A 21134-nucleotide genomic window follows, 5' to 3' on the forward strand; every position below is an offset into this window, starting at 1 on the left:
ACATCGCCACCCCACGCTACCGCTGGGGCGGTGAGCCCTTCAAGTGCGCGCCAGCGCAGGGCCTGGCGGGCTCCCAAGCCTACTGTTGCGCGTTGCCCTCGACGCTGTACTCGCTGAGGTTCGGATCGGCGAGGATGTCCGCTTCGTGCCACAGGGCCGGGCGCCACTGCTTGTTCGAGAACATCTCGGTCTGGTCCGTGGTCCAGCCCGAGCCCGCCTCGGCCGACTGCGAGTAGCTCAGGATCGCCCGGGCCTCGGGGCCCTCGTCGGTGTACTCGAGCACCATCATGAAGCTGCTGCCATAGTTGACCAAGTATCCCTCGTCGGTCAGGCCCGACTCCTCGTGGATCAGCGCGCTTTGCTGGGGGATCTCGCCCAGGTCGCTGCGCAGCTCCTCGTTGACGATCATGTTGGTCATGCCCTCGTTGCGGATGCCGCCGTGCATGGGGATGTCCTGGCCGAAGCGCCGGGCGAACTGCACCGAGCCAAGGGGCGCGTCGAGGGCGACGCCGGCCTCTTGCAAGCGCAGCACGGCGCGGGCGAGGGCGTCGAGGGCCCGGTCATCGTCGGGGCCCGAGGCGGGGGCCAGGCCCGAGGGCGTCCCCACGGGGTCGGCGGGGTCGAAGAGCTCGGCGTAGAGCGCCCCGTTGTCGGACAGGGTGTAGGTGTTGAGGTAGCCGTAGTCGCTGATCCACTCGCGCCAGACCACGGCGCCGACGCTGTCGAGGTCGAGCAGGCCGTCCCAGGCCTCGATCACCGCGCAGGCCTCACCCAGCTCGACGCTCTCCCCGTCGACCTCCCACGGCCCCACGCCGGTGCAGCGCATGACCAGCGCCTCGCGCAGCAGGATCTCGGCCATGCCCTGGTTGGCCAGGGCCGCGGTCTCGAGCTCGTCGAGGTCGAGCTTGCCGTCGGCCCCGGCGAAGCCTCCGCCCGCGTCGATGTCGAGGAGCATCTGCGCGTTGAGGCGCGTGCGCAGCTGCCGAGGCGTGGCCTCGAAGCCGTGCAGGGGCGAGTAGCCCTCGAGGGGGCTCTTGGGGTTGCTCAACCAGTGGCTGTCGTTGGCGTTGAACACGAAGTCCGTCCGCTCGAGCTGGGGCTGGTCGGCGGCGGGGACCAGGCCGGCCCGCGCCGCGCTCGGATCGTCGACCCAGGTGTCGCGGCTGGTATTGCCCTCGAGCAGCCACACGTCCTCGTCGGCGAAGGCCTTGGTGAAGCCGCCCATGTCCCGGCGCTCGTACCAGGCCGCGATCGCCTCGGGGCTCAGGTTGGGGGTCGCCGCGGAGTCCATGTACCAGGCCCGGCCATCCGCCGAAGTTGCGACGGTGTTGACCCAGGGGACGCCGTTGACCTCGGCGTGGACCTGCTGGAAGTCCTCGAGGGTCTTGGCGCCGTTCATGCCCATGAACTGCTCGATGAGCCTGAAGTTCTCGATGTTCGCGTCGCGGTAGGACAGCGCCAGGGCCTCGGTCCAATAAAAGGGTTCGACGTTGATCATCGGCCCGTGGATGGTCCGCCACAGCGTGCGGCTGACCGGGGCCAGGGTCCCGTCGCCCTGGAGCACCTCGACCTCGTAGGTCTGCGACTCCATGTCGAGGAGCTCGCCGTCGTAGTAGTACTTGGTCGGCTCCCCGGGCGGGCAGTCCATCTCGTAGAGGGTCAGGCGGTGGCCGTCGGACACAGTGTGGGTCCAGGCCATGCCCTCGTTGAAGCCGATCAGCACGCCGGGCACCCCGAGCAGCCCGACGCCGTAGACCTCGAAGCCCTCGGGCCCGACGAGGTGGCTCTCCCACAGCTGGAACTCGCCGTGCCAGGGGAAGTGGGGGTTGGCGAAGAGCATGCCCTTGCCGCCGGCGCTGAGCTCCGAGCCCACGCCCCAGCCGTTGCTGCCGAGCACGCCGCGGTGGCCGTTGATGGTCGTAAAGGGCGGCGCGTGCTCGGGCGGGGGCGAGGGCGGGGCCCCGCCGGGGGGCGTCGCCGAGCCGATCGCCGCGATGAACTGCCAGCTGCTCGCGAGCAGGGCCAGGTTGTAGTGGTAAGAGAACAGGTCGTACTCGTCGATCTGCGCCGGGACCCAGTCCGCCCCGTCGCACTCCCCCCCGATGGTGCCCGCGGCCACGGCGGCGTTGTAGCCGGCCGCGTAGCCGCGCGTGACCTCCTGCACCCACGGCTGGAGCCGGCTGAAGTTCGCCTCGGCGAAGCCGCGCACGTCGAGGTGCAGGAAGGCCAGATCGCTGTAGAGGTTGGCGCTGTTGTCCCCCTGCCCGAAGTAGCGCGAGCGCTGGCTCCGGACCTTGACGATCTGGTCGGCGAGGATGCAGCCCTTGTCCTCGGTGAAGGCGTAGCCCTGGCCAAAGCCCAGGCTGCCCCAGTCCTCGGCGTAGATGTGCGCGACGCCGTGGCTGGTCCGGCGGATCGTCGCCTGGTAGTCCGCCTCCGAGCCGGTGTCCGAGTCGCCGCCCTCGGCCTCCGTGCTCCCGGACTCGCCGACCTCGTCGTCCTCGCCCCCACCGCCGCCTCCGCAGCCGAGGGCGAGCAGGGACGACCAGATCAACAGCGAGAGAGGCGAAGGGCTGCGGCGCATTCGCCCATGCTAAGCGCCGGTCTGCGCCGCGTCAGCGACATTTTTTCTAGCGCGAGAATTCCATGACCCCGTCGTCGACCCGCGAATAGCGGAGCGCGACGAGATCGAGGGCGTAGTTCTCACGCAGGCGCCAGGGCGCCTTCGAGCCCTGCTTGGGCATCTGGTCGACCGCGCGCGCGATGTAGCCCGAGCTCAGGTCGATGAAGGGCTGCTCGCTGCCAAAGTTCCCGCGGATTCGGGGCACGCACACCTCGTAGCCGCCGCCTCGCATGTGCTGGAGCAAGCGGCACACGTACTCGGCGGTCAGGTCGGCCTTGAGCGTCCACGAGGCGTTGGTATAGCCAAAGCAGATCGCCATGTTCGGGATGTCGGAGACCATCATCGCCTTGTAGGCCATGTGATCCTTGAGCACGATCGGCTCGCCGTCCCGGCGAAAGTCGATGTTGCCGCCGATCAACATGCGCAGCCCCGTGGCGGTGACGACGATGTCCGCGTCGAGCTCGGCACCCGAGCGCAGCTTCAGCCCGGTCTCGGTGAAGCGCTCGACGTGGTCGGTGACGACCTCGGCCTGGCCGCTGTTGATCGCGTCGAACAGGTCGCCGTCGGGGACCACGCACAGGCGCTGGTCCCAGGGGCCGTAGCGCGGGTTGAAGTGGGTGTCGACGTCGTAGTCGGGCCCGAGGGCGCGGCGGACCCCGGCCATCAGCAGGCGCTTGGAGGCCTTGGGCGCGGCCTTGGAGAAGTGGAAGAAGGCCATGGTCCGGGTGACCGAGGACCAGCGCGAGAGGACGTGGGCGGCGCGCTCGGGCAGGCAGCGTTGGGCCGTCGCGGCGAGTGGATCTTGGCCGGGCAGGTCGAGGACGTAGGTCGGCGAGCGCTGCAGCATGGTGACCTTGGCCGCCTTGCCCGCCATCGCCGGGACCAGGGTCATGGCCGTCGCGCCGCTGCCGATGACGACCACCCGCTTGCCGGTGTAGTCGAGGTCCTCGGGCCAGTGCTGCGGGTGGACCAGGGTCCCGCCGTAGCGATCCATGTCGGCGAAGTCCGGGGTGTAGCCGCGCGCGTAGTCGTAGTAGCCCGAGCACATGAACAGGAACTTGCAGCGGACGCGCTCGACCTCGCCGGCGTCCGTGCGCACGTCGACCAGCCAGCGCCGCGCCTCGCTCGACCAGTTGGCCGCGAGCACCCGATGCTGGAAGCGCAGGTAGGGCCCCAGGCCAAACTCCTCCACCGTCTCCTCGAGGTAGGCGAGGATCGTCGCGCCGTCGGAGATCGTCTTGCCCTTCCACGGCTTGAACGCGAAGCCCAGGGTGTACATGTCCGAGTCCGAGCGAATGCCCGGATAGCGAAACAGGTCCCAGGTCCCGCCGAGGCGGTCGCGACCTTCGAACACGACGAAGCTGTGATCGGGGCAGCTGGTCTTGAGGTGGTAGGCAGCTCCGATGCCGGAGATGCCCGCACCAACGATCACCACATCGACGTCTTGCATGGCACAGAACACTGTACTGGCGCGCTTTCGTGCCTGCAAGGGCACCCCCTGACGCGGCCCTTCGACCACCCGTTGGCCCGATGACCGCCGCAACTCCTTTTTCGTTGACGACTGCCCCAGCCATGGCCGATTGCATGACTCCACCGCGCATTAGGAGTCGGACCATGGACAAAGAACAAATCTTCGAATTCCTCAACACCCACGTCGCCCCCATCGGCATCAAGCTCCTCGGCGGCCTGCTGTTTTGGATCATCGGCGGCTGGATCATCGGCCTCGTCAACAAGGCCGTCGGGCGCACCCTCGAGGCCCGCAAGATCGACCAGACCCTCCGCGCCTACGCCAATTCGACCCTCGAGGTGCTGCTCAAGGTCGCGCTGATCGTCGGCATCCTCGGGTGGTTCGGCGTCGAGACCACGACCTTCGCCGCGCTCATCGCCGCCGCTGGCGTGGCCATCGGCATGGCCTGGTCGGGGCTGCTCGCCAACTTCGCCGCGGGCGTCTTCCTGGTCGTCCTGCGCCCCTTCAAGGTCGGTGACTTCGTGACCGCCGGCGGCGTCATGGGCACGGTCAAGGAGATCGGCCTGTTCGTCAGCACCATCGACAGCCTCGACAACGTCCAGCACATCGTCGGCAACAACAAGATCTTCTCGGAGACCATCCAGAACTTCTCGGCCAACCCCCACCGCCGCGTCGAGCTCGTCGCCCAGCTCGACCACACCGTCGACCACAACGACGCCATCGCCCGGCTGAAGAAGGCCGTCGCGGCCATCCCCAACGTCACCGAGGACCCCGCCCCCGAGATCGACATCCTCGAGTTCAACCTGTCTGGTCCGGTCCTGTCCGTGCGCCCCTACACCCACAACGACCACTACTGGCAGGTCTTCTTCGACACCAACGCGGCGATCAAGACCGAGTTCGGCGACGCGGGCTACGCCGTCCCCGAGCAGCACTTCCAGGTCAAGACCAAGGCCGCCTGAGCGGACCTCGGAGCGCAAAAAGCGAGCCGCCCCAGCTATCGTAGCGGGGGCGGCTCGCTCGTTCGTGGGTCTTCGCGCTCAGCGACGGCGACGACGAACGAAGCCGGCGAGGCCGAGCAGGGCCAGGCCGAGGCCGATGCCGCCAGCGCCCTTGCCCTCGTCGACGGAGCAAGCGCAGCCAGCGTTCGTGCCCGCGTCCCCGCCCTCGTTGGCGGCGGCGTTCTCCTCTTCCTGCTCGCTGTTCCACGACGCCAGCAGCTCGTCGATCTGCTCGGTGTTGTCGGCGATGCTGATCAGCGGGGCGTTCTCCGCCATGCTCTCCTGGTCGACGTCCTCGACCCAGGGCATCTCGGTCTGGAAGTCCGGCCACTCGAGGGCCGCGCCCGCCGGGAACAGGATCTCGCGGCCGTCGGGCAGGGTCATGGTCGTGCTGCCGTCGCAGTGCAGGGTCTGCGTCGAGGTGCGCAGGTTCTGGACCTCGGGCAGGGTCGCGTTGGCCCGGAAGATCGGGTCCGCGACCATCTCCGCCGGCGAGATGGTGGTGTACATCCGGGTCAGGTAGGGGTTCTCGTCGACGAGCGTGGCGGCGTTGAAGCCGGGCTTGACGATGCGCTCGTCAAACATCTCCGAGAAGCCCGCGGCGTCCCAGGCCGCCAGATCGACGTCCTCGGCGTAGCACTCCATGCAGTCGTAGAAGGCCACCGGGTCGATGCCCTCGGGCACGGGCACGAACTGGTCGAGGATGGGCTGGAGCAGGGGGTGGAAGGCGGTGCAGACGTTGTCCCACTCGGTGTCGCAGAAGATCAGGTTCTGCTGCTCGAGGATGTCGATGACGCCGACGGGGGTGTCGGTCAGGGCCAGGTAGGCCGCGGGGTCCCAGTCGGGGCTGTACACGCCGCCGGTGTTGACGACGTTGCTCGGGCCCGCGTACTCGGTCACGAAGGCGTTGCCGTCGGCCCCGGGGGCGTCGACGGCCATGGTGATCACCTCTTTGTAGTTGTCCGCGAGGTTGAACCAGTCGATCTTGAGCGGGTTGACCAGGACGTGGCGGTAGTTGACCGGCACGACCCGGGCGTCGCCCAGGAAGAAGGTCCGGATGTCCATGTTCTCGGCGGCGGCGATGGCCGTGAGCCGGATCGGCACGCAGGGCTCGTAGCCCTCGTAGCGGATCACGATGGGGTGAATCTCGTCGACGCCGGCCGAGGTGTTGAGCTTGAGGGCGACGAACAGGAACTCGTCCTCGAGGTACTGGGCGAGCAGGGGCTCGGCGGCCGGGTCTTGCTGGTAGCCGTTGTCGCCCAGCCACTGCATCACGCCCTCGACGGTGCCGCCGTCGAGCACGGCGATCTCGTAGGCGCCGACGCTCTGCTCGAGCACCACGTCGGGCCCGCCGTTGCCGGGGCCCTCGCCCTCGCCGCCGCCGTCGTCGCCCGCACCGGTCGCGCCGCCCTCGTCGCCGCCGAACTCGTCGCCACCGTCGCCGCAGAAGTCCTGGGTGACCTGGTTGGCGTAGCGCGGGACGGAGCCGGCGAGCATGGCCCGGAACAGCAGGTCCGAGCCGACCTCGAACTCGGGGATCGCGGTGACCGGGATGACCCACGCGAACTTCTCGGCCTCGGTGTCCGGGTCGTACTGGATCTGGATGTGCGCCTCGACGCTCGTATCCGTCAGGTGGAACAGGATGTTCTCGCCGGTCTGATCGACGGGCATCGCCGTCGGCCCGGTGTCGCACATGGTGCCGCCGCAGGCCTGGGCGGAGCTGGGGAGCAGGGCGGGGATGGCAAAGGCCAGCGCCGCGCCAGCGAGGGAGCACGAAAGACGGAAGTTCATGGACGCAATCACTTTCAATGTGGGGGGTTCAGTCCGAAGCGGCCGGACAGGCTCGGGGGGTTCGTTCCATCCGTGCCACGTACCAACCGGATCGATCATGCATCGAGATCGGCGCCCGAAGCACGAAAATCTGTCGCCGGAGTCCCAGCGCCAGCGTCGCCGCCCTCGCGCTCATCCTGATCAAAGGGCCAAATCAGCGCCCATAGAGCGATCAAGGGCAGCAAACTGAGCGGTCCAGGCAACCCCATGAGCCGTCCGAGGGTCGTGGCGCTGCCCGGCGGCAGCTGGGCGACGCGGATCTCCGGCACGGCGTAGGCCCAGACCGGGTTGCCGTGGCCAGGCGCCTCCGGGCCCGCAGCCGTGATCAAAATCATTTGTATACAGGCGATGCCCGCGAGAACCAGCGTGGCCCGGGGCAGCCGAGCCAGGGGCGGACCCAGACCCAGCGCCAAGAAGGGCAGCATCGGGACCATGTGCCGGGGGCCGAGGGCCGCCCCGCCGTCCCACATGTAGTAGCCGCTGTTGAGGCCCAGGTACCACAGACCGACGAGCACGCAGACCAACCAGTCCCCGCGCAGCAGCACGCCGGCCTCGCCCGAGGAGGCGTCCGCGTTGGGCTCGCTCGGCGCCCGGGCGTGCCACAGGCACACGCCCAGGCCCCAGGCCGCGAGCAAGAGCACCGGCGAGAGGTAAAAGAGCCCGCGGTAGCTGCCGAACAGCAGCTGCACGGCGACGGCGGGGTTGGGCCAGCCGAGGCCGTAGGCGACCTTCATGCCCTCGGCGAACTCTTCGAGGTAGACGAAGTCGTAGCCGGTCTTCAGCGGGCTGCCGAACGCCCAGGTGTGGTAGCCGGCGAGCAGCACCGCCCACGGCACCCCGCCCGCGCACACGCCCAGGGCAAAGCGCAGGCCTCGACGCCACAGGCTCCAGGCGACGAGCACGAGCACGGGGACGGCCGCCGTGTACTCGGCGAGCACCGCCCAGCCCAGGCAGGTCCCGACGAGCACGGGCATCCCCCAGCCCGCCTCGGGCGCGCGGTGTTCTGGAGCGCTCAGCACGGTCAGCGCGAAGGCCCCAAACAGGCAGCAGGCGGCGAGCTGGTGGCCGTAGAGGCCGCAGCTATAGCCGAGCGCGGGCGTGGCCAGGAGCCAGATCAGCGTCGCCCAGGTCGCCCAGCGCAGGCGCCCGAACTCGGCGAGCATCAACAGGTAGAACAGGCCCGCGACGATCAGCGTGGGCAGGGAGATCGCGACCATCCGGCACAGCCACAGCGCGGTCTGCTGGGCCGGGTTGTAGGCCAGCGCGTCGCCGGGCAGGCGATCTTCGGGGGCCGGGACGGTCCCGGCCGCGCTCGCCCCCGGATCCAGGGGGATGACCCGCACCTCGGGGAGCTCCCCCCCGGTCAGCCGGCGCTCGGCGACGAACAGGGCGTAGGGCAGCGCCGACAGCAGCGACACACCGGGGGCCTTGTCGCTGTAGAAGTGCCCGTCGCGGAAGCTCTTGTCCCCGGTCGTGACCTCCCAGGGATCGATGTGCACCTGCCCCTTCTCGACGAGGGCGCGGGTCAGGGCCAGGCGCGAGTTTTGGTTCCAGGCGGGCGGGCCGACGAAGTACGCGAAGGTGCACAGCAAGGCGAGGGCGAGCAGGCCCAGCCGCGGGTGGTCGCGCAGGGGCGCCCACAGCTCGCGAAGCTGCGCGAGCAGCCCTCGCGCTCCGCCTTCGCCTCGCGCTGGGATCGCCTCCGGGGAGGGATTGGCCCCAGCTTCGCCGTGATCGTCGCTCACGCGCCCCCACCCTGCCCAAAACTGCGCCGTCGATGCAAGCGGCCGCCGTGATATCGCTGGTTCTCCCCCCGCCATGTCGACCCTGCGCCGCTCCCGAGTTCTCCCTGTGCCGCTGCTGGCTGCCCTGAGCCTCGCGTGCCCCGCCCCGCCCGCGGGCGACGAGGCCGACGGAGCGGACGAAGTCAGCGAACAAGACGGGGAGGTCAGCGACTCGCAGTCCAGCGCCGAGGCGAGCAGCGACGACAGCCCGACGATCATCTGCGAGCCCGGAGACACGCGCTGCGACGGCCCGGACACCCTCGAGGTCTGCGCGGCCACCGGGCTCGAGTGGGAGCCCGTGCCCTGCGAGGGCTACCAGCAGTGCGAGTCCTGCTTCGAAAACACCCAGGGCTGCGTCGCGGCCTGCGTGGGGCCGTGCGAGAAGCTCAAGGACACCCCGAGCTCGGAGGGCTGCTCCTTCTACGCGACGAGCATGTACCAGGCCGACACCCAGCTCGACCCGCCGCCCCCCGACGCGATCGTCGTCGGCAACCCCCAGGTCGACCAGCCCGCGACCGTCGAGCTCTACTTCGCCCCCGAGGGCAGCAACATCGAGGCGCTCGTCGAGGGCCCGATCACCCTCCAGCCCGGCGAGTCCCACGTCTTCCTGCTGCCCGGCGAGCTGACCGAGTACTACGAGAACACCTCCATGCACCGGTCCGGGGCCGTGCACCACGTGACCTCCGACCTGCCCGTGGTCGCCTACCTGCACTCGCCCTTCGAGGGCTCCTCGACCAACGGCTCGTCCCTGCTCCTGCCCGAGCACATGATGACCGGCGAGTACGTGGTCTACGGCCACTCGGCCTACGTCACGCCCAGCTACTTCGTGGTCATCGCCCTCGAGCACCAGACCACCGTGCGCTGGTGGCCGAGCGTCGAGACCGCGGGCGACATGCTGCCCCTGCCCTACGTGGAGGCCGGGGCCATGGGCGAGTACACCCTCAACCGCTTCGACAACATGCGCATCGACAGCTCGGTCAAGAACATGCTCCCGCGCTGCGAGCAGGATCTGTCGGGCACGGTCATCACCGCCGACAAGCCGATCTGGGTGGTCTCGGCGATCCGAGGCCTGCGCATCCCCTTTTGCTCGGGCGAGCCCATCGAGGGCTGCTCGCCGCCGGCCAAGGTCGACTCGGCCTGCAACCGCGGCTCGGACTTCGTGCAAGAGCAGGTCATCCCCCTCGAGTACTGGGGCCAGCTCTACGTCGGCCCGCACTCGCCCCTGCGCGGGCAAGAGCTGCACTACTGGCGGATCTACGCCGGCGATCCCGACGTGACCGTCGACGTCGACCCGCCCCAGCCCGGCTTCCCGATGACCTTCGCCGAGCGCGGCGACTGGGCCGAGCTCGTCGTCGACAACGGCACCAACCTCGTGTTCTCCGGCGACGGCCCCTTCATGCCGGTGCAGTACGTCGCCGGCCACCACGAGGCCGACGACCGCGGCTCCCCGGCCATGGTCCAGATGGCGCCCACCGAGCAGTTCCTCGACCGCTACGTGTTCGTGACCGGCTACAACTACGACGAGCACTACGTCCAGGTGATCCGCACCAACGACGGCCAGGCCGTCGACCTCGACGGGACCCCCGTAGAGGGCTGGGCGACCGTCGGGGACTGGCAGGTGGCCAACGTCCTCATCGAGGAGGGCGCCCACGAGATCCGCAGCGAGGGCAACTTCGGGATCATCCAGTACGGGTACAGCGACTTCAACGGCTACGCCGATCCCTCCGCAGGCTACGGCTACCCCGGCGGGATGAAGAGCGAGCTCATCAACATCCCCTGAGCGCGAACGATCGCTAGAGCGCGCGAGAGAGCGCGGAGGCGAGCGCGACCTCGCCCCACGCCTCGGGGTTGGTGGTCCGCTCCGGATGCCCCTTCGATCGAGGAGTCCACGAGCCTCGGCGCGAGATTGCGGCGCGTGGTTTTTTTCGCGCGAAGCAGCACCTCGTTTCCGCGCATCAACACCGTCGACTTCGACACTGCCCCCGCTCGAGCTTCCCGCGCTACACTGATTGCGCTGGATGTGAACATGTACGCCTCGACCTTGCGACCCTCGTCCCTCCTGTCCCTCTCCTGCGCGACGCTGCTGTTGTGCGCGGCCCCCCTGGCCTGCTCCGACGACGGCGGCGGCTCGACAGGCGACGGCGCCGACGGGACAGCAGAGAGCGCAGACACCGAGTCGACGGACGACGAGGTCGGCACCTCCGAGTCGAACGGCGAAGAGTCCGGGACCAACGAGGGCTCGAGCTCGGAGTCGATGGACACCACCGACTCGACCGACACCACCGACACGACGGACACCACCGAGACCGGCACGATGGACACCGAGACCGGCATGATGGACACCGGCGACACGGGCATGATGGATACCGGGACCGGCATGATGGACACCGGCGATACCGGCGTGATGGACACCGGCGACACCGGCGTGATGGACACCGGCGACACCGGCGTGATGGACACCGGCGACACCGGCATGGTCGAGGACGGCGTCTACCTCGTGCACGTGCGCAACGACCTCGAGACCCTCGTCAAGATCGACGTCGAGACCGGCGAGGAGACGCAGGTCTGCGACTTCGGCGAGAACGTCAGCTACCCCTCGATCACCTTCGGCATCGACGGCCAGCTCTACGGCTCGCGCCAGGGTCAGTTCCTCGACATCATCGATCCCTGCGACTGCTCGACGACCTTCATCGGGTCCATGGGCTACACGGGCATCAACGGCATCACCGCCAACGGCCTCGAGATCCTGCGCCTGTACGGCATGACCAACGTCCAGGACGTGCTCCTCGACATCGACACCCAGACCGCCGCGGCCACCGAGGTCGGCAACGGCCTGGGCGTCAACGTGGGCACCCACGGCTCGACCTGGTCCAACGACATCGTCGGCCTGTACATGATCAACGGCAACGACGACAGCCTCTACAGCGTCGACATCATCAGCGGCATCGCGACCTTCGTCGCGGCCCTCGACGTGCCCATCGGGACCGTGGGGATCGAGTGGCATCCCGAGAACGGCATGCTCTACACCTGCACCGACGGGCACCTCTACGAGGTCGATCCGAGCGACGGGACGACCATGGAGATCGGCAACATGGCGCACCCGTGCACGAACCTCGCGGCCCAGTGGACGGCGGTCGAGTGCATCGATGATCTACCTTGATCCTGGCCTAAGTCCGGCCTGAGTCCGGCCCGATAGCGGGACGCTCGGCCAGTCTCCGGGCCACTCTCGAGCTTCCCTAGCGCGGAATCACCGGAGATTTTCCGGCACGGCCCTTGCTCGAATGGGGGTCATGCCGACCACCCTCCACCAGGGCGCCGCGCGGCCGCTCCTCGACGAGCCCGAGCGCGCCTTTGCCTGCCTGCGGGAGCTCTTTGGCCTCGAGATCCCGGCGCTGACGCAGGCTCGAGACCGGCACGCGGCCTTGGAGCGCTTCCAGCCCTGCCTGGGCGACAGCGGAGAGCTCCGGCCGGACGCGCTGCTCTCGGCGGATGACCCCGACGATCCGCACGGCGGCGTCGGTCTGATCATCGAGGCCCAGCGACGGCCGGATCGGGTCAAACATCGGCACCTGTGGGTCTACTGGGCGCTGGTCAGCGAGTACCTGTGTCGGAGTACGGCCGTGATGATGATCGCGCTGAGCGACGAGGTCTCGCGCTGGGCGAGGCGGCTCGACGCCCGCGAGCTCCCCCCGCGGGAAGCATTGCTGGTCCTGGACCGACACAACATGCCGGTCATCGTCGATCCGAGCCAGGCTGCGCGAGAGCCTGGGTGGGCGACGCTGTCGGCGTTGATCCACGGCGTGCACGGCAAGCTCGAGCCGACGCTCGCGGCCTTGCCGGTGATCCTCGAGCTCCCCGACGAGCGACGCTGGCGCTACGCCTCCTACATGCTGTGCGCCCTCGACTCGCGCAGCCGTGCCATGCTTCGGGAAGCGTTGAGTCCCATGCAGCGATTTCAAATCAGCGACATCGAACGACGAAGCATCGCCTTTCACGACGGCCGCGAAGAAGGGCGCCACCTCGGACAGATCGAGATCCTCCGCGAGCTCGTGGAGACCATCCTGCAACTGCGCGGCTTCCTGCCCAGTCCCGAGCTCCGCGCGGCGATCCGAGCCAGCACCCATCTCGGGCGACTGCTCGAGGCTCGAAGTCGCGCCAAGGAAGCACAAAGCCTCGACGAGGTGAACGCCCTCGAGCGCCTCTTGCTCGGAGGCTGAAGGTTGGACCCGTTGGCCTCGAGCGAGCGCGGTGCGACCATCGGGTCGCATGTCTCGCTCCAGTCGACGTCTGTCGCCCCTGCTGCTCCCCTGCGTCCTGGTCCTGAGCGCGTGTCCCCAGGGTGACGTGCCCTCCGAGGGCTCGGACGCGGGCTCCGAGACAGACGACGAGATCGGCGACGACACGAGCACCGACACGGATCCGGGCACCACCTCGACGGAATCCGAGTCGTCCACCGAGACCGAAACGTCGGAGACCGCCGAAACCGACTCTTCGGAGACCACCGAGACCGAAACCGAGACCGACACGACGGACACCGACACGACGGACACCGGCTTCGAGGGCAACCCGCTGTTCGATCCCGAATGCAGCGAGTGGATCCCCACCAAGGTCCGCGCCCGCGGCCTCGACTCGGTGTGGACCGACGGCGTGGACATCGTCGCGGGCGGCGACGTCGACCTGGTCGTGCGCGAGGCCGGCGGCTGGATCGACACCGACGACATCGCCCTGCCCACGCAGGTCGGCCCCATCACCCGCGTGTGGGGGCCGCCCAACGCCCTCTGGCTCCTCGCCCGCGACGGCGAGACCCACTGGGGCGTCTATACCTTCGACGGGAGCGGCCTGAGCGAGGCCCACGCGTTCACCCCGGTCGTCGGCTCCGAGGGCCTCGACCTCGCCCTGCTCACGGGCGCGTCCCCCGACGCCGTCTGGGCCGCGGCCACGCCCATCTGCGGGGGGATCGGCTGCCAGATCGATCCGATGTGCAGCTGCGAGCAGACCCCCTCGGAGCTGGTCTTCTTCGACGGCGACACCTGGACCGACACCGACGCCCCCTTCCAAGCCCGCGCGCTGTGGACCGACGGCGACGCGGTGGTGGCCGTGGGCGAGGGCCTGTCGGGAGACGCGGGCGGCGTGGCCTACCGCATCGAGGGCGGCGAGTGGGTCGAGGAGTCCATCCCCAACCTCGACAGCCTGCGCAGCCTCGGGGGCGTGGACGCCGACGACCTGTGGGCCGGAGGCCTCGACGGCGCCCTCGCCCGGCGCGTCCAGGGCAGCTGGCAAGACTACGGGCTGCCGACCTCGGACACGATCATCCGCGTCGCGGCCGTGGACGCGGCCGAGGTCTACGCGCTCGGCGACGGCGGCGAGCTGTGGCGCTTCGACGGGGTCAGCTGGTCGCTGTGGCTCGAACAGGCCAAGCTCCGCGACGTCGGCGTGCTCGACGACGGCCTCGTCGGCGTCGGCGTCGACAGCCTGTTCGACGACGGCCACCTCGTCGCCCACATCGACACCAGCGACGCCTCGCTGACGCCCCTCTATACCCGCGAAGACGCGTTCGGGCCCACGGCCTTCGTCATCGACTCGATGGACAGCGTCGTCGGCAGCGACCGCTTCCCCCACCTCAACTGGCGCTTCGACGGGGTCAGCTGGGCGCCCACCTACGAAGGCTTCAACCAGGGCTTTTCGGGGCTCCTGGGCGCCGTCGACGAGGGCTTTGGCTGGGTCAGCGGCGTCCCCTCCCTGGGCCAGGCGGTGTGGCAGATCAGCGGCGGCGAGGTCCTGGCCCACCCCGACCCGGTAGACAACACCGCCGTCTACACGGGCGCCGATCTCGTCGAGCGCGACGGCGAGACCCAGCTGTGGATCGTCGGCCGCGACCTGAGCGATCAGAGCGCGATGGTCCACCAGCTCAGCGGCGGGCAGTGGTTCGATCGTACCCCGGCGAGCCCCGAGGCCGACAGCGCCGGGCGCCTCGCCCACGCTGGCGGCCGCGTGTTCGCGGTGCTCAGCTCGTCCAACCCGATCACCCTCGACATCGTCTACAGCGACACCGACGGCGAGTGGCTGCCGATCGACCACGGCTTCGAGTGGATCGACCACCTCATGGCCACGGACCCGGAGCAGCTGTGGCTGACGGGCTACACCTCCGAGCCCGAGGGCAACCAGCTCTACGGCTGGGACGGCAGCCAGTGGCGCCGCGTCGACGAGGACTGGCCCGAGTTCGCGGGCGTGGGTGATTGGCAACGCCTGATCCGACACACCGACGCCGCCGCGTGGGCGCTGACCTCCCGCCTCGACGCCAGCGAGCAGCTCGCGTTCTGGGACGGCAGCGACTGGGCCCTCGTCGACACCCCGGCGCAGCTGCACGGCTGGGACAACCCACGCAGCAACCGGATCGCCGCCGGGCCCGATGGACTGATCATCCACGACGGGCTCCGTCGCTGGCGCTTCGAGTTCTGCCCCGAGTAGACTCGAAGCCTTGGTTCTCGCCCGGTTCAACCAGTTCAACCCCGCCGTCCGGCAATGGTTCGAGGCCGCCTTCCCCGGCGGACCGACCCGCGCGCAGCAGCTGGGTTGGCGACCGGTGCTCGACGGCGAGTCGACGCTCTTGCTCGCGCCCACGGGCTCGGGCAAGACCCTGGCCGCCTTCCTGGTCGCCATCGACCGCCTGATGTTCGAGCAGGCCCCGGCCCCCGCGGGTGAGCGCGAGGGCGTGTCGATCCTCTACCTCTCCCCCCTCAAGGCCCTCGGCGTCGACGTCGAGCGCAACCTCCGGGCGCCCATCGCCGGGATCCGAGCGGTCGCCCAGCGCGAGGGCCTCGAGCACCGCGTCCCCACGGTGGCGATCCGCTCCGGCGACACCCCCCAGCGCGAGCGCGCCCGCATGCTCCGGCACCCGCCGGACATCCTGATCACCACCCCCGAGTCCCTCTACCTGCTGCTGACCTCCCGCGCCCGCGAGACCCTGCGCGGCGTCTCGACGGTGATCGTCGACGAGATCCACTCGATGGTCGCCAGCAAGCGCGGCGCCCACCTGTTCGCCTCCCTCGAGCGCCTCGAGGACGAGCGGGGCCGGCTCGCGGATGCCCCCGAGACCAAGCTCCAGCGCATCGGCCTGTCGGCGACGCAGCGCCCCCTCGACGAGATCGCCCGTCTGCTCGGGGGCTACGAGTCCGAGCACGCTCTCGACCCTGACCAGGCAGGCGAGCCGTCCCTGCGCCCCCGGCCCGTGACCATCGTCGACGCCGGCCGCCGCCGCGCCCTCGAGCTGTGCGTCGAGGTCCCCGTGGAGGACATGGCGCGACTCAACCTCGGCGCCCCAACGCCAGCGGAGCCAAGCGAAGCGCCCGATCTCGACGCCATCCCCTCGGGCCCCGCCGCGGGCGCGGCCGCGGCCGTCGCCGCCGGCCAAGCGCCGACCAATTCGATCTGGCCGTCGATCCACCCCCGCCTCGTCGAGCTCATCGAGCAGCACCGCTCGACCATGCTCTTCGTCAACAACCGCTCCCTCGCCGAGCGCCTCAGCCAGGCCCTCAACACCCTCGCCGGCCGCGAGCTGTCCCTGGCCCACCACGGCAGCATCTCCAAGGAGGTCCGCGCCGTCGTCGAAGATCGGCTCAAGCGCGGCGACCTGCCGGCGATCGTTGCGACCTCCTCCCTGGAGCTCGGCATCGACATGGGCGCGGTCGACCTCGTGATCCAGATCGAGGCGCCGCCCTCGGTCGCCTCGGGGCTCCAGCGCGTGGGCCGGGCCGGGCACCAGGTCGACGGCATCTCCCGCGGGGTCATCATCCCCAAGTACCGCCACGACCTGCTGGCCTGCGCGGCGGTCATCGACCACATGCGCGAGGGCCTGGTCGAGCCGACCTACTACGCCCGCAACCCCCTCGACGTCCTCGCCCAGCAGCTCGTCGCCATGGTCAGCGTCGAGACCGGCACGGGCAGCACCGCCGCCAGCGTCGACGTCGACGCCCTGTTCGCTCGGGTCCGCCGCGCCGCGCCCTTCGCCGAGCTCAGCCGCCGGGCCTTCGAGAGCACCCTCGACATGCTCGCCGGGCGCTACCCCAGCAACGAGTTCGCCGAGCTGCGCCCGCGGCTGATCTGGGACCGCGTCGCCAACACCGTGACCGCGCGCAAGGGCGCCCAGCGCCTGGCCGTGACCAACCCCGGGACCATCCCCGACCGGGGCCTCTACGCCGTGTTCATGGTCGGCGAAGGCGGCGGCCCGGGCACGCGGGTCGGCGAGCTCGACGAGGAGATGGTGTTCGAGTCCCGCGAGGGCGACGTGTTCGTGCTCGGCGCGAGCTCGTGGAAGATCACCGAGATCACCCGCGACCGCGTGCTCGTGACCCCAGCCCCGGGCGAGTCGGGGCGCATGCCCTTTTGGCACGGCGACGGCCCCGGGCGGCCCGTGGAGTTCGGCCGGGCGATCGGCGCCCTCGGCCGCGCCCTGGCCAAGCTCCCCCGGGACCAGGCGCAGGCGCGGCTCCAAGCGCAGCACGCCCTCGACCCCCTCGCCGCCCGCAACCTCGTCGACTACCTCGACGACCAGCGCGAGGTCACCGGCGTGCTGCCCAGCGACCGCACCCTCGTGCTCGAGCGCTGGATCGACGAGATCGGCGACTGGCGCGTGGCCTTGCTCTCGCCCTTTGGCGCCCGCGTCCACGCCCCCTGGGCCACGGCCGTGGCCGGTCGCCTGCGCGAGTTCGGCGGGGTCGAGGTCGATCTGCTGTGGACCGACGACGGCATGGCCTTTCGCCTGCCCGAGTCCGACGCGCCCCCGCCCATGGACCTGTTCTTCCCCGACCCGGACGACATCGAGCGCCTGGTCGTCGAGAACCTCGGGGGCTCGGCCCTGTTCGCGGCGCGCTTTCGCGAGAACGCGGCCCGGGCCCTGCTGCTGCCCCGGCGCCAGCCCGGCAAGCGCACCCCATTGTGGATGCAGCGCAAGCGCTCGGCGGACCTGCTGAGCGTGGCCACGCGCTACCGCAACTTCCCGATCATCCTCGAGACCTACCGCGAGTGCCTGCGCGACGTGTTCGACCTGCCGGCCCTGCGCGAGCTCCTGCGCCAGATCCAGGACCGGCGCATCCGCGTGCGCGAGGTCGAGAGCCGCACGCCCTCGCCCTACGCCTCGGCCGTCGTGTTCACCTGGGTCGGCCAGTTCCTCTACGACGACGACCAGCCCCGGGCCGAGCGGCGCGCCCAGGCCCTCGCCCTCGACTACGCCCAGCTGCGCGAGCTCCTCGGCGACGCCGAGCTGCGCGAGCTCCTCGACCGCGACGCCATCGCCGAGGTCGAGCTGCTGCTCCAGCGCCTCGACCCGCGCCGGCACGTCCGCGACCGCGACCAGATCCACGACGCCCTGCGCGAGCTCGGGGACCTGAGCGTCGACGAGCTGCGCCAGCGCTGCGCCCCCGACATGCGCGACGCCCTCGAGGGCCACGTCGAGGCCCTGCTCGCGGCCCGGCGCGTCGCCGCGGTGACCGTCGCCGGCAGCCCTCGGCTGGTCGCGGCCGAGGACGCGGGCCGCTACCGCGACGCCATCGGCGTGGTCCCGCCCATGGGCCTCCCGCTGGCCTTCCTCGAAGCCACGGAGGACAGCGAAGCGCTCGTCGAGCTCGTCGCCCGCTACGCCCGGACCCACGCGCCCTTTCCCGCCGCCGCCCTCGCTACCCGCCTGGGCCTGGGCCTGGGCCCCGTGCGCGCCATCCTCGAGCGCCTGCAAGGGCGCGAGCGCGTGCTCGAGGGCGAGTTCCTGCCCGGCGGGCGCGAGCGCGAGTGGTGCGACGTCGAGGTCCTGCGCCGGCTCAAGCGCGCCTCCCTGGCCCGGCTCACCGCCGCCGTCGAGGCCGTCGAGGCCCGCCGCTACGCTCGCTTTTTGCCCCTGTGGCACCACCTCGACAGCCCCGCCGAGGGCCTCGACGAGCTGCTCGGCGCCATCGAGCAGATCCAGGGCGTGGCCATCCCCTTCGGCGACCTCGAGCGCGACGTGCTGCCGGCCCGGGTCCGCGCCTACTCGCCGGGCATGCTCGACCAGCTGTGCGCCATGGGTGAGCTGGTGTGGCGCGGGGTCGAGTCCGTGGGCAAGGACGACGGCCGCGTCGCGCTCTACCTGTCCGGCCACTACCGCGCCCTCGCCCCAGGCCCGCGCCCGGCCGACGATCGCCCCGCGGGCGAACTCCACCAGCGCATCCGCGCGACCTTGGCCGCGGGCGGGGCGATGTTCTTCGCCGACCTCGAGCGCAAGCTCGGCGGCTTCCAGGCCGAGCTCCTCGACGCGCTGTGGGCCCTGGTGTGGGCCGGCGAGGTCAGCAACGACACCTTCTCCCCGCTGCGCGCCCGGGCGCGCTCGTCCACGCGGGCTGCGTCTTCTCGGGGTCGCGGTCGCGGCCGGACTCGGCCTTCGCTCCACGGCGCCATGCACCTGCGCCGGGCCGGGCCGGCGGGCAGCGAGGGCCGCTGGTCCCTGCTGCCCGCCCTCGCCGAGGACGCGCCGAGCGAGACCGAGCGGGCCACGGCCCGGGCCGTGCAGCTGCTCGAGCGCTTTGGCGTGGTCACCCGCGAGGCCGTGCGCGGCTCGGGCCTGGCCGGGGGCTTCACCGCCTACTACCCGGTGTTCAAGGCCATGGAGGGCGCGGGCAAGATTCGCCGCGGCTACTTCATCGCGGGCATGGGCGGGGCGCAGTTTGGCCTGCCCGGCGCCGAGGATCGCCTGCGCGAAGACGACGGCGCCCCCGGCAGCGACCCCGCCGTGGTGCTCGCGGCCTGCGACCCGGCCAACGCCTACGGCGAGGCCCTGCCCTGGCCGCGGCGCGAGGGCGCGAGGCCCCAGCGCGCCCCGGGGGCCCACGTGGTGACCTGCGAGGGGCACCTGCTCGCCTGGCTGTCGCGGACCGAGAAGCACCTGCTGACCTTCCTCGACGCCGACGCCCACCCCGACCCGGCCGTCCGCGAGCGCCTCGGCGAGCGCCTCGTCCAGGGCCTGGTCGCCCTGCTTCGCCAACCCCAGGGTCGGCGCAAGGCCATGCTGCTCGAACGGATCGACGACGAGCCGGCCATCGCCCACCCCCTCGCGGCTGCGTTCGTGAACGCGGGCTTTCGCAAGACCCACGACGGCTTGCTGCGCCAGCGCGACCGCAGCTGGCAAGACGACGAGAGCGCTGCGCTGCGCGTCCTCGGCCTCTCCTGATCGTTGCCTTGCCCCCGCCTCGGGCTGCGCCAACGCGTCGCCTCCGCGAGCGCGCCCAAACGAGTTTGCGCCCGCCGCGTCAAGCCATGCCGCTAGAGGGTAGGTCTCCCGCGGCCCGCCCTGCATGGATTCGAAACCGTCAGGCACGACGGTTGAGCGACCCAACACGACAGTTGCACAGTGGTTCAATTCACGTATTCGGTGTAGGCATTGAATGCACTTGGTCGAGCGCTATGGTGGCGACCCATGCCCAAGATGTGGAAGCTCCAAACCCTGGCGTACCCGCTCGCGGCCGCCCTTGCCTTGACCCCCCTTGCCTGCACCACCGACGAAGAGGACGACCACGGCGACGAGCATGGCGACCACGACGACGAGCACGACCATGACCACGAGACCGAGATCATCTCGCGCGTCCAGCTGACCTTCACGCCCACCGCGGGCGGCGACCCCCTCGTGTTCGCCTTCTCCGACCCCGACGGTGACGGCGGCGTGTCGGGTACGGCCGACGCCATCACCCTGGCCGCGGACACGACCTACACCCTCTCGATCGAGTTCATCAACGACCTCGAGGATCCCTCGGAGGACATCACCGAGGAGATCGCCGAGGAGGCCGAGGAGCACTTCGTGCTGATCGCCGGCGACGGCATCAACGGCCCCGCCGGCGCCGGCGCGATGGTCCTCGCCACCCACGCCTACGCCGACGTCGAGTCGGACCACGGCGGCAACGCGGTCGGCGACGATCTGCCCGTGGGCCTCATCAACGAGGTCTCGACCACGGCCACCGGCACCAGCGAGCTGCGCGTGATGCTCCGCCACCTCCCCGACGTCAACGGCGAGGCCCAAAAGAGCGCGGACATCCCCATGCAATTCGCCGACGGCGAGGCGCTGCCCGGCGACGTGGACGTCGACGTGACCTTCGAGTTCACCGTCGAGTAGAGTCCGCCCCTCGACCTCCATGGTCCCACTCCTTCCAAGGCTGCTTTTGGCCATCTCGCTCGCGCCTGCGCCCGCCGCAGACGCGAGCGAGTCAATTGAAGAAGGGGACAACTCGACAGCTCGGCCAGAGTCCGACCCCGAGCCTGCCCCCGCTCCGGCCCCTGCCCCCGCCTGTGACGGCGTGTGGGAGGCCGAGGTCGTCGACGCCGACGCGGAAGAGGCCGTCCCCGACGCCCTGCTGGTCCTCGACCGACCCGGCGCGGCGAACCCCGAGGCGGCGCGTCGCTACGTCCGGAGCGGGTGG

At 70.3% G+C, this 21134-nt stretch carries 11 protein-coding genes and 1 pseudogene; 8 read left to right on the top strand and 4 right to left on the bottom strand.

Annotation, left to right across the window (positions count from 1 at the left end; translation table 11 throughout):
* Window positions 1-79: 79 nt before the first annotated feature.
* Together PPSIR1_RS04945 and PPSIR1_RS04950 are read right to left on the bottom strand one after the other, a co-directional pair.
* A complete protein-coding gene (locus PPSIR1_RS04945; RefSeq protein ID WP_045115378.1) occupies window positions 80-2584 on the bottom strand; it encodes a penicillin acylase family protein in 2505 nt (834 codons plus the stop codon).
* A gap of 46 nt (window positions 2585-2630) precedes the next feature.
* The gene (locus tag PPSIR1_RS04950) at window positions 2631-4073 is read right to left on the bottom strand and encodes a flavin-containing monooxygenase (RefSeq protein ID WP_006969894.1); all 1443 of its coding nucleotides are present in this window, start codon (window positions 4071-4073) and stop codon (window positions 2631-2633) included.
* A 164-nt stretch (window positions 4074-4237) separates the two neighbouring features.
* Here PPSIR1_RS04950 and PPSIR1_RS04955 point away from each other — a divergent pair, with 164 nt between their 5' ends.
* Window positions 4238-5050: a mechanosensitive ion channel family protein gene (locus PPSIR1_RS04955; RefSeq protein ID WP_006969895.1), complete on the top strand. Its 813-nt coding sequence runs from the start codon at window positions 4238-4240 to the stop codon at window positions 5048-5050.
* A 78-nt stretch (window positions 5051-5128) separates the two neighbouring features.
* Here PPSIR1_RS04955 and PPSIR1_RS04960 read toward each other — a convergent pair whose 3' ends face one another.
* Both PPSIR1_RS04960 and PPSIR1_RS04965 read right to left on the bottom strand, forming a co-directional pair.
* Window positions 5129-6880 carry a DUF2330 domain-containing protein gene (locus PPSIR1_RS04960; RefSeq protein ID WP_006969896.1) on the bottom strand — a complete coding sequence of 584 codons (1752 nt, stop codon included), beginning with the start codon at window positions 6878-6880 and terminating at the stop codon, window positions 5129-5131.
* A gap of 95 nt (window positions 6881-6975) precedes the next feature.
* Entirely contained in the window at window positions 6976-8664 is a 1689-nt protein-coding gene (locus tag PPSIR1_RS04965; RefSeq protein WP_006969897.1) for a hypothetical protein, read from the bottom strand.
* 73 nt (window positions 8665-8737) lie between these two features.
* On the opposite strand from PPSIR1_RS04965, the gene PPSIR1_RS04970 reads away from it, so the two are divergent.
* The 7 genes and pseudogenes from PPSIR1_RS04970 to PPSIR1_RS47385 form a co-directional block, all read left to right on the top strand.
* Window positions 8738-10483: an IgGFc-binding protein gene (locus tag PPSIR1_RS04970; protein WP_157595205.1), complete on the top strand. Its 1746-nt coding sequence runs from the start codon at window positions 8738-8740 to the stop codon at window positions 10481-10483.
* A 246-nt stretch (window positions 10484-10729) separates the two neighbouring features.
* The gene (locus PPSIR1_RS04975; RefSeq protein ID WP_232296434.1) at window positions 10730-11863 is read left to right on the top strand and encodes a DUF6923 family protein; all 1134 of its coding nucleotides are present in this window, start codon (window positions 10730-10732) and stop codon (window positions 11861-11863) included.
* A 130-nt stretch (window positions 11864-11993) separates the two neighbouring features.
* Entirely contained in the window at window positions 11994-12920 is a 927-nt protein-coding gene (locus PPSIR1_RS04980) for a hypothetical protein (protein ID WP_006969900.1), read from the top strand.
* 49 nt (window positions 12921-12969) lie between these two features.
* A complete protein-coding gene (locus tag PPSIR1_RS49115; RefSeq protein ID WP_006969901.1) occupies window positions 12970-15171 on the top strand; it encodes a hypothetical protein in 2202 nt (733 codons plus the stop codon).
* A 10-nt stretch (window positions 15172-15181) separates the two neighbouring features.
* Window positions 15182-19894 carry an Lhr family ATP-dependent helicase gene (locus PPSIR1_RS04990; RefSeq protein WP_006969902.1) on the top strand — a complete coding sequence of 1571 codons (4713 nt, stop codon included), beginning with the start codon at window positions 15182-15184 and terminating at the stop codon, window positions 19892-19894.
* Window positions 19895-20140: 246 nt separating this feature from the next.
* Window positions 20141-20830 (top strand): hypothetical protein, encoded by a 690-nt coding sequence (locus tag PPSIR1_RS04995; protein ID WP_006969903.1) that lies wholly within the window; start codon window positions 20141-20143, stop codon window positions 20828-20830.
* Window positions 20831-20876: 46 nt separating this feature from the next.
* Window positions 20877-21134: pseudogene (locus PPSIR1_RS47385) on the top strand (hypothetical protein); the annotation flags it as partial.

Origin of the sequence: Plesiocystis pacifica SIR-1 (assembly GCF_000170895.1) — a bacterium.
Taxonomy (GTDB): Bacteria; Myxococcota_A; Polyangia; order Nannocystales; family Nannocystaceae; genus Plesiocystis; species Plesiocystis pacifica.

What these genes read in the sequence shown, in the direction of transcription:
- PPSIR1_RS04960 (WP_006969896.1), bottom strand. Translation starts at nt 6,880, where the DNA reads ATGAACTTCCGTCTTTCGTGCTCCCTCGCTGGCGCGGCGCTGGCCTTT.
- PPSIR1_RS04945 (WP_045115378.1), bottom strand. Translation starts at nt 2,584, where the DNA reads ATGCGCCGCAGCCCTTCGCCTCTCTCGCTGTTGATCTGGTCGTCCCTG.
- PPSIR1_RS04995 (WP_006969903.1), top strand. Translation starts at nt 20,141, where the DNA reads ATGCCCAAGATGTGGAAGCTCCAAACCCTGGCGTACCCGCTCGCGGCC.
- PPSIR1_RS04955 (WP_006969895.1), top strand. Translation starts at nt 4,238, where the DNA reads ATGGACAAAGAACAAATCTTCGAATTCCTCAACACCCACGTCGCCCCC.
- PPSIR1_RS49115 (WP_006969901.1), top strand. Translation starts at nt 12,970, where the DNA reads ATGTCTCGCTCCAGTCGACGTCTGTCGCCCCTGCTGCTCCCCTGCGTC.
- PPSIR1_RS04975 (WP_232296434.1), top strand. Translation starts at nt 10,730, where the DNA reads ATGTACGCCTCGACCTTGCGACCCTCGTCCCTCCTGTCCCTCTCCTGC.
- PPSIR1_RS04970 (WP_157595205.1), top strand. Translation starts at nt 8,738, where the DNA reads ATGTCGACCCTGCGCCGCTCCCGAGTTCTCCCTGTGCCGCTGCTGGCT.
- PPSIR1_RS04980 (WP_006969900.1), top strand. Translation starts at nt 11,994, where the DNA reads ATGCCGACCACCCTCCACCAGGGCGCCGCGCGGCCGCTCCTCGACGAG.
- PPSIR1_RS04950 (WP_006969894.1), bottom strand. Translation starts at nt 4,073, where the DNA reads ATGCAAGACGTCGATGTGGTGATCGTTGGTGCGGGCATCTCCGGCATC.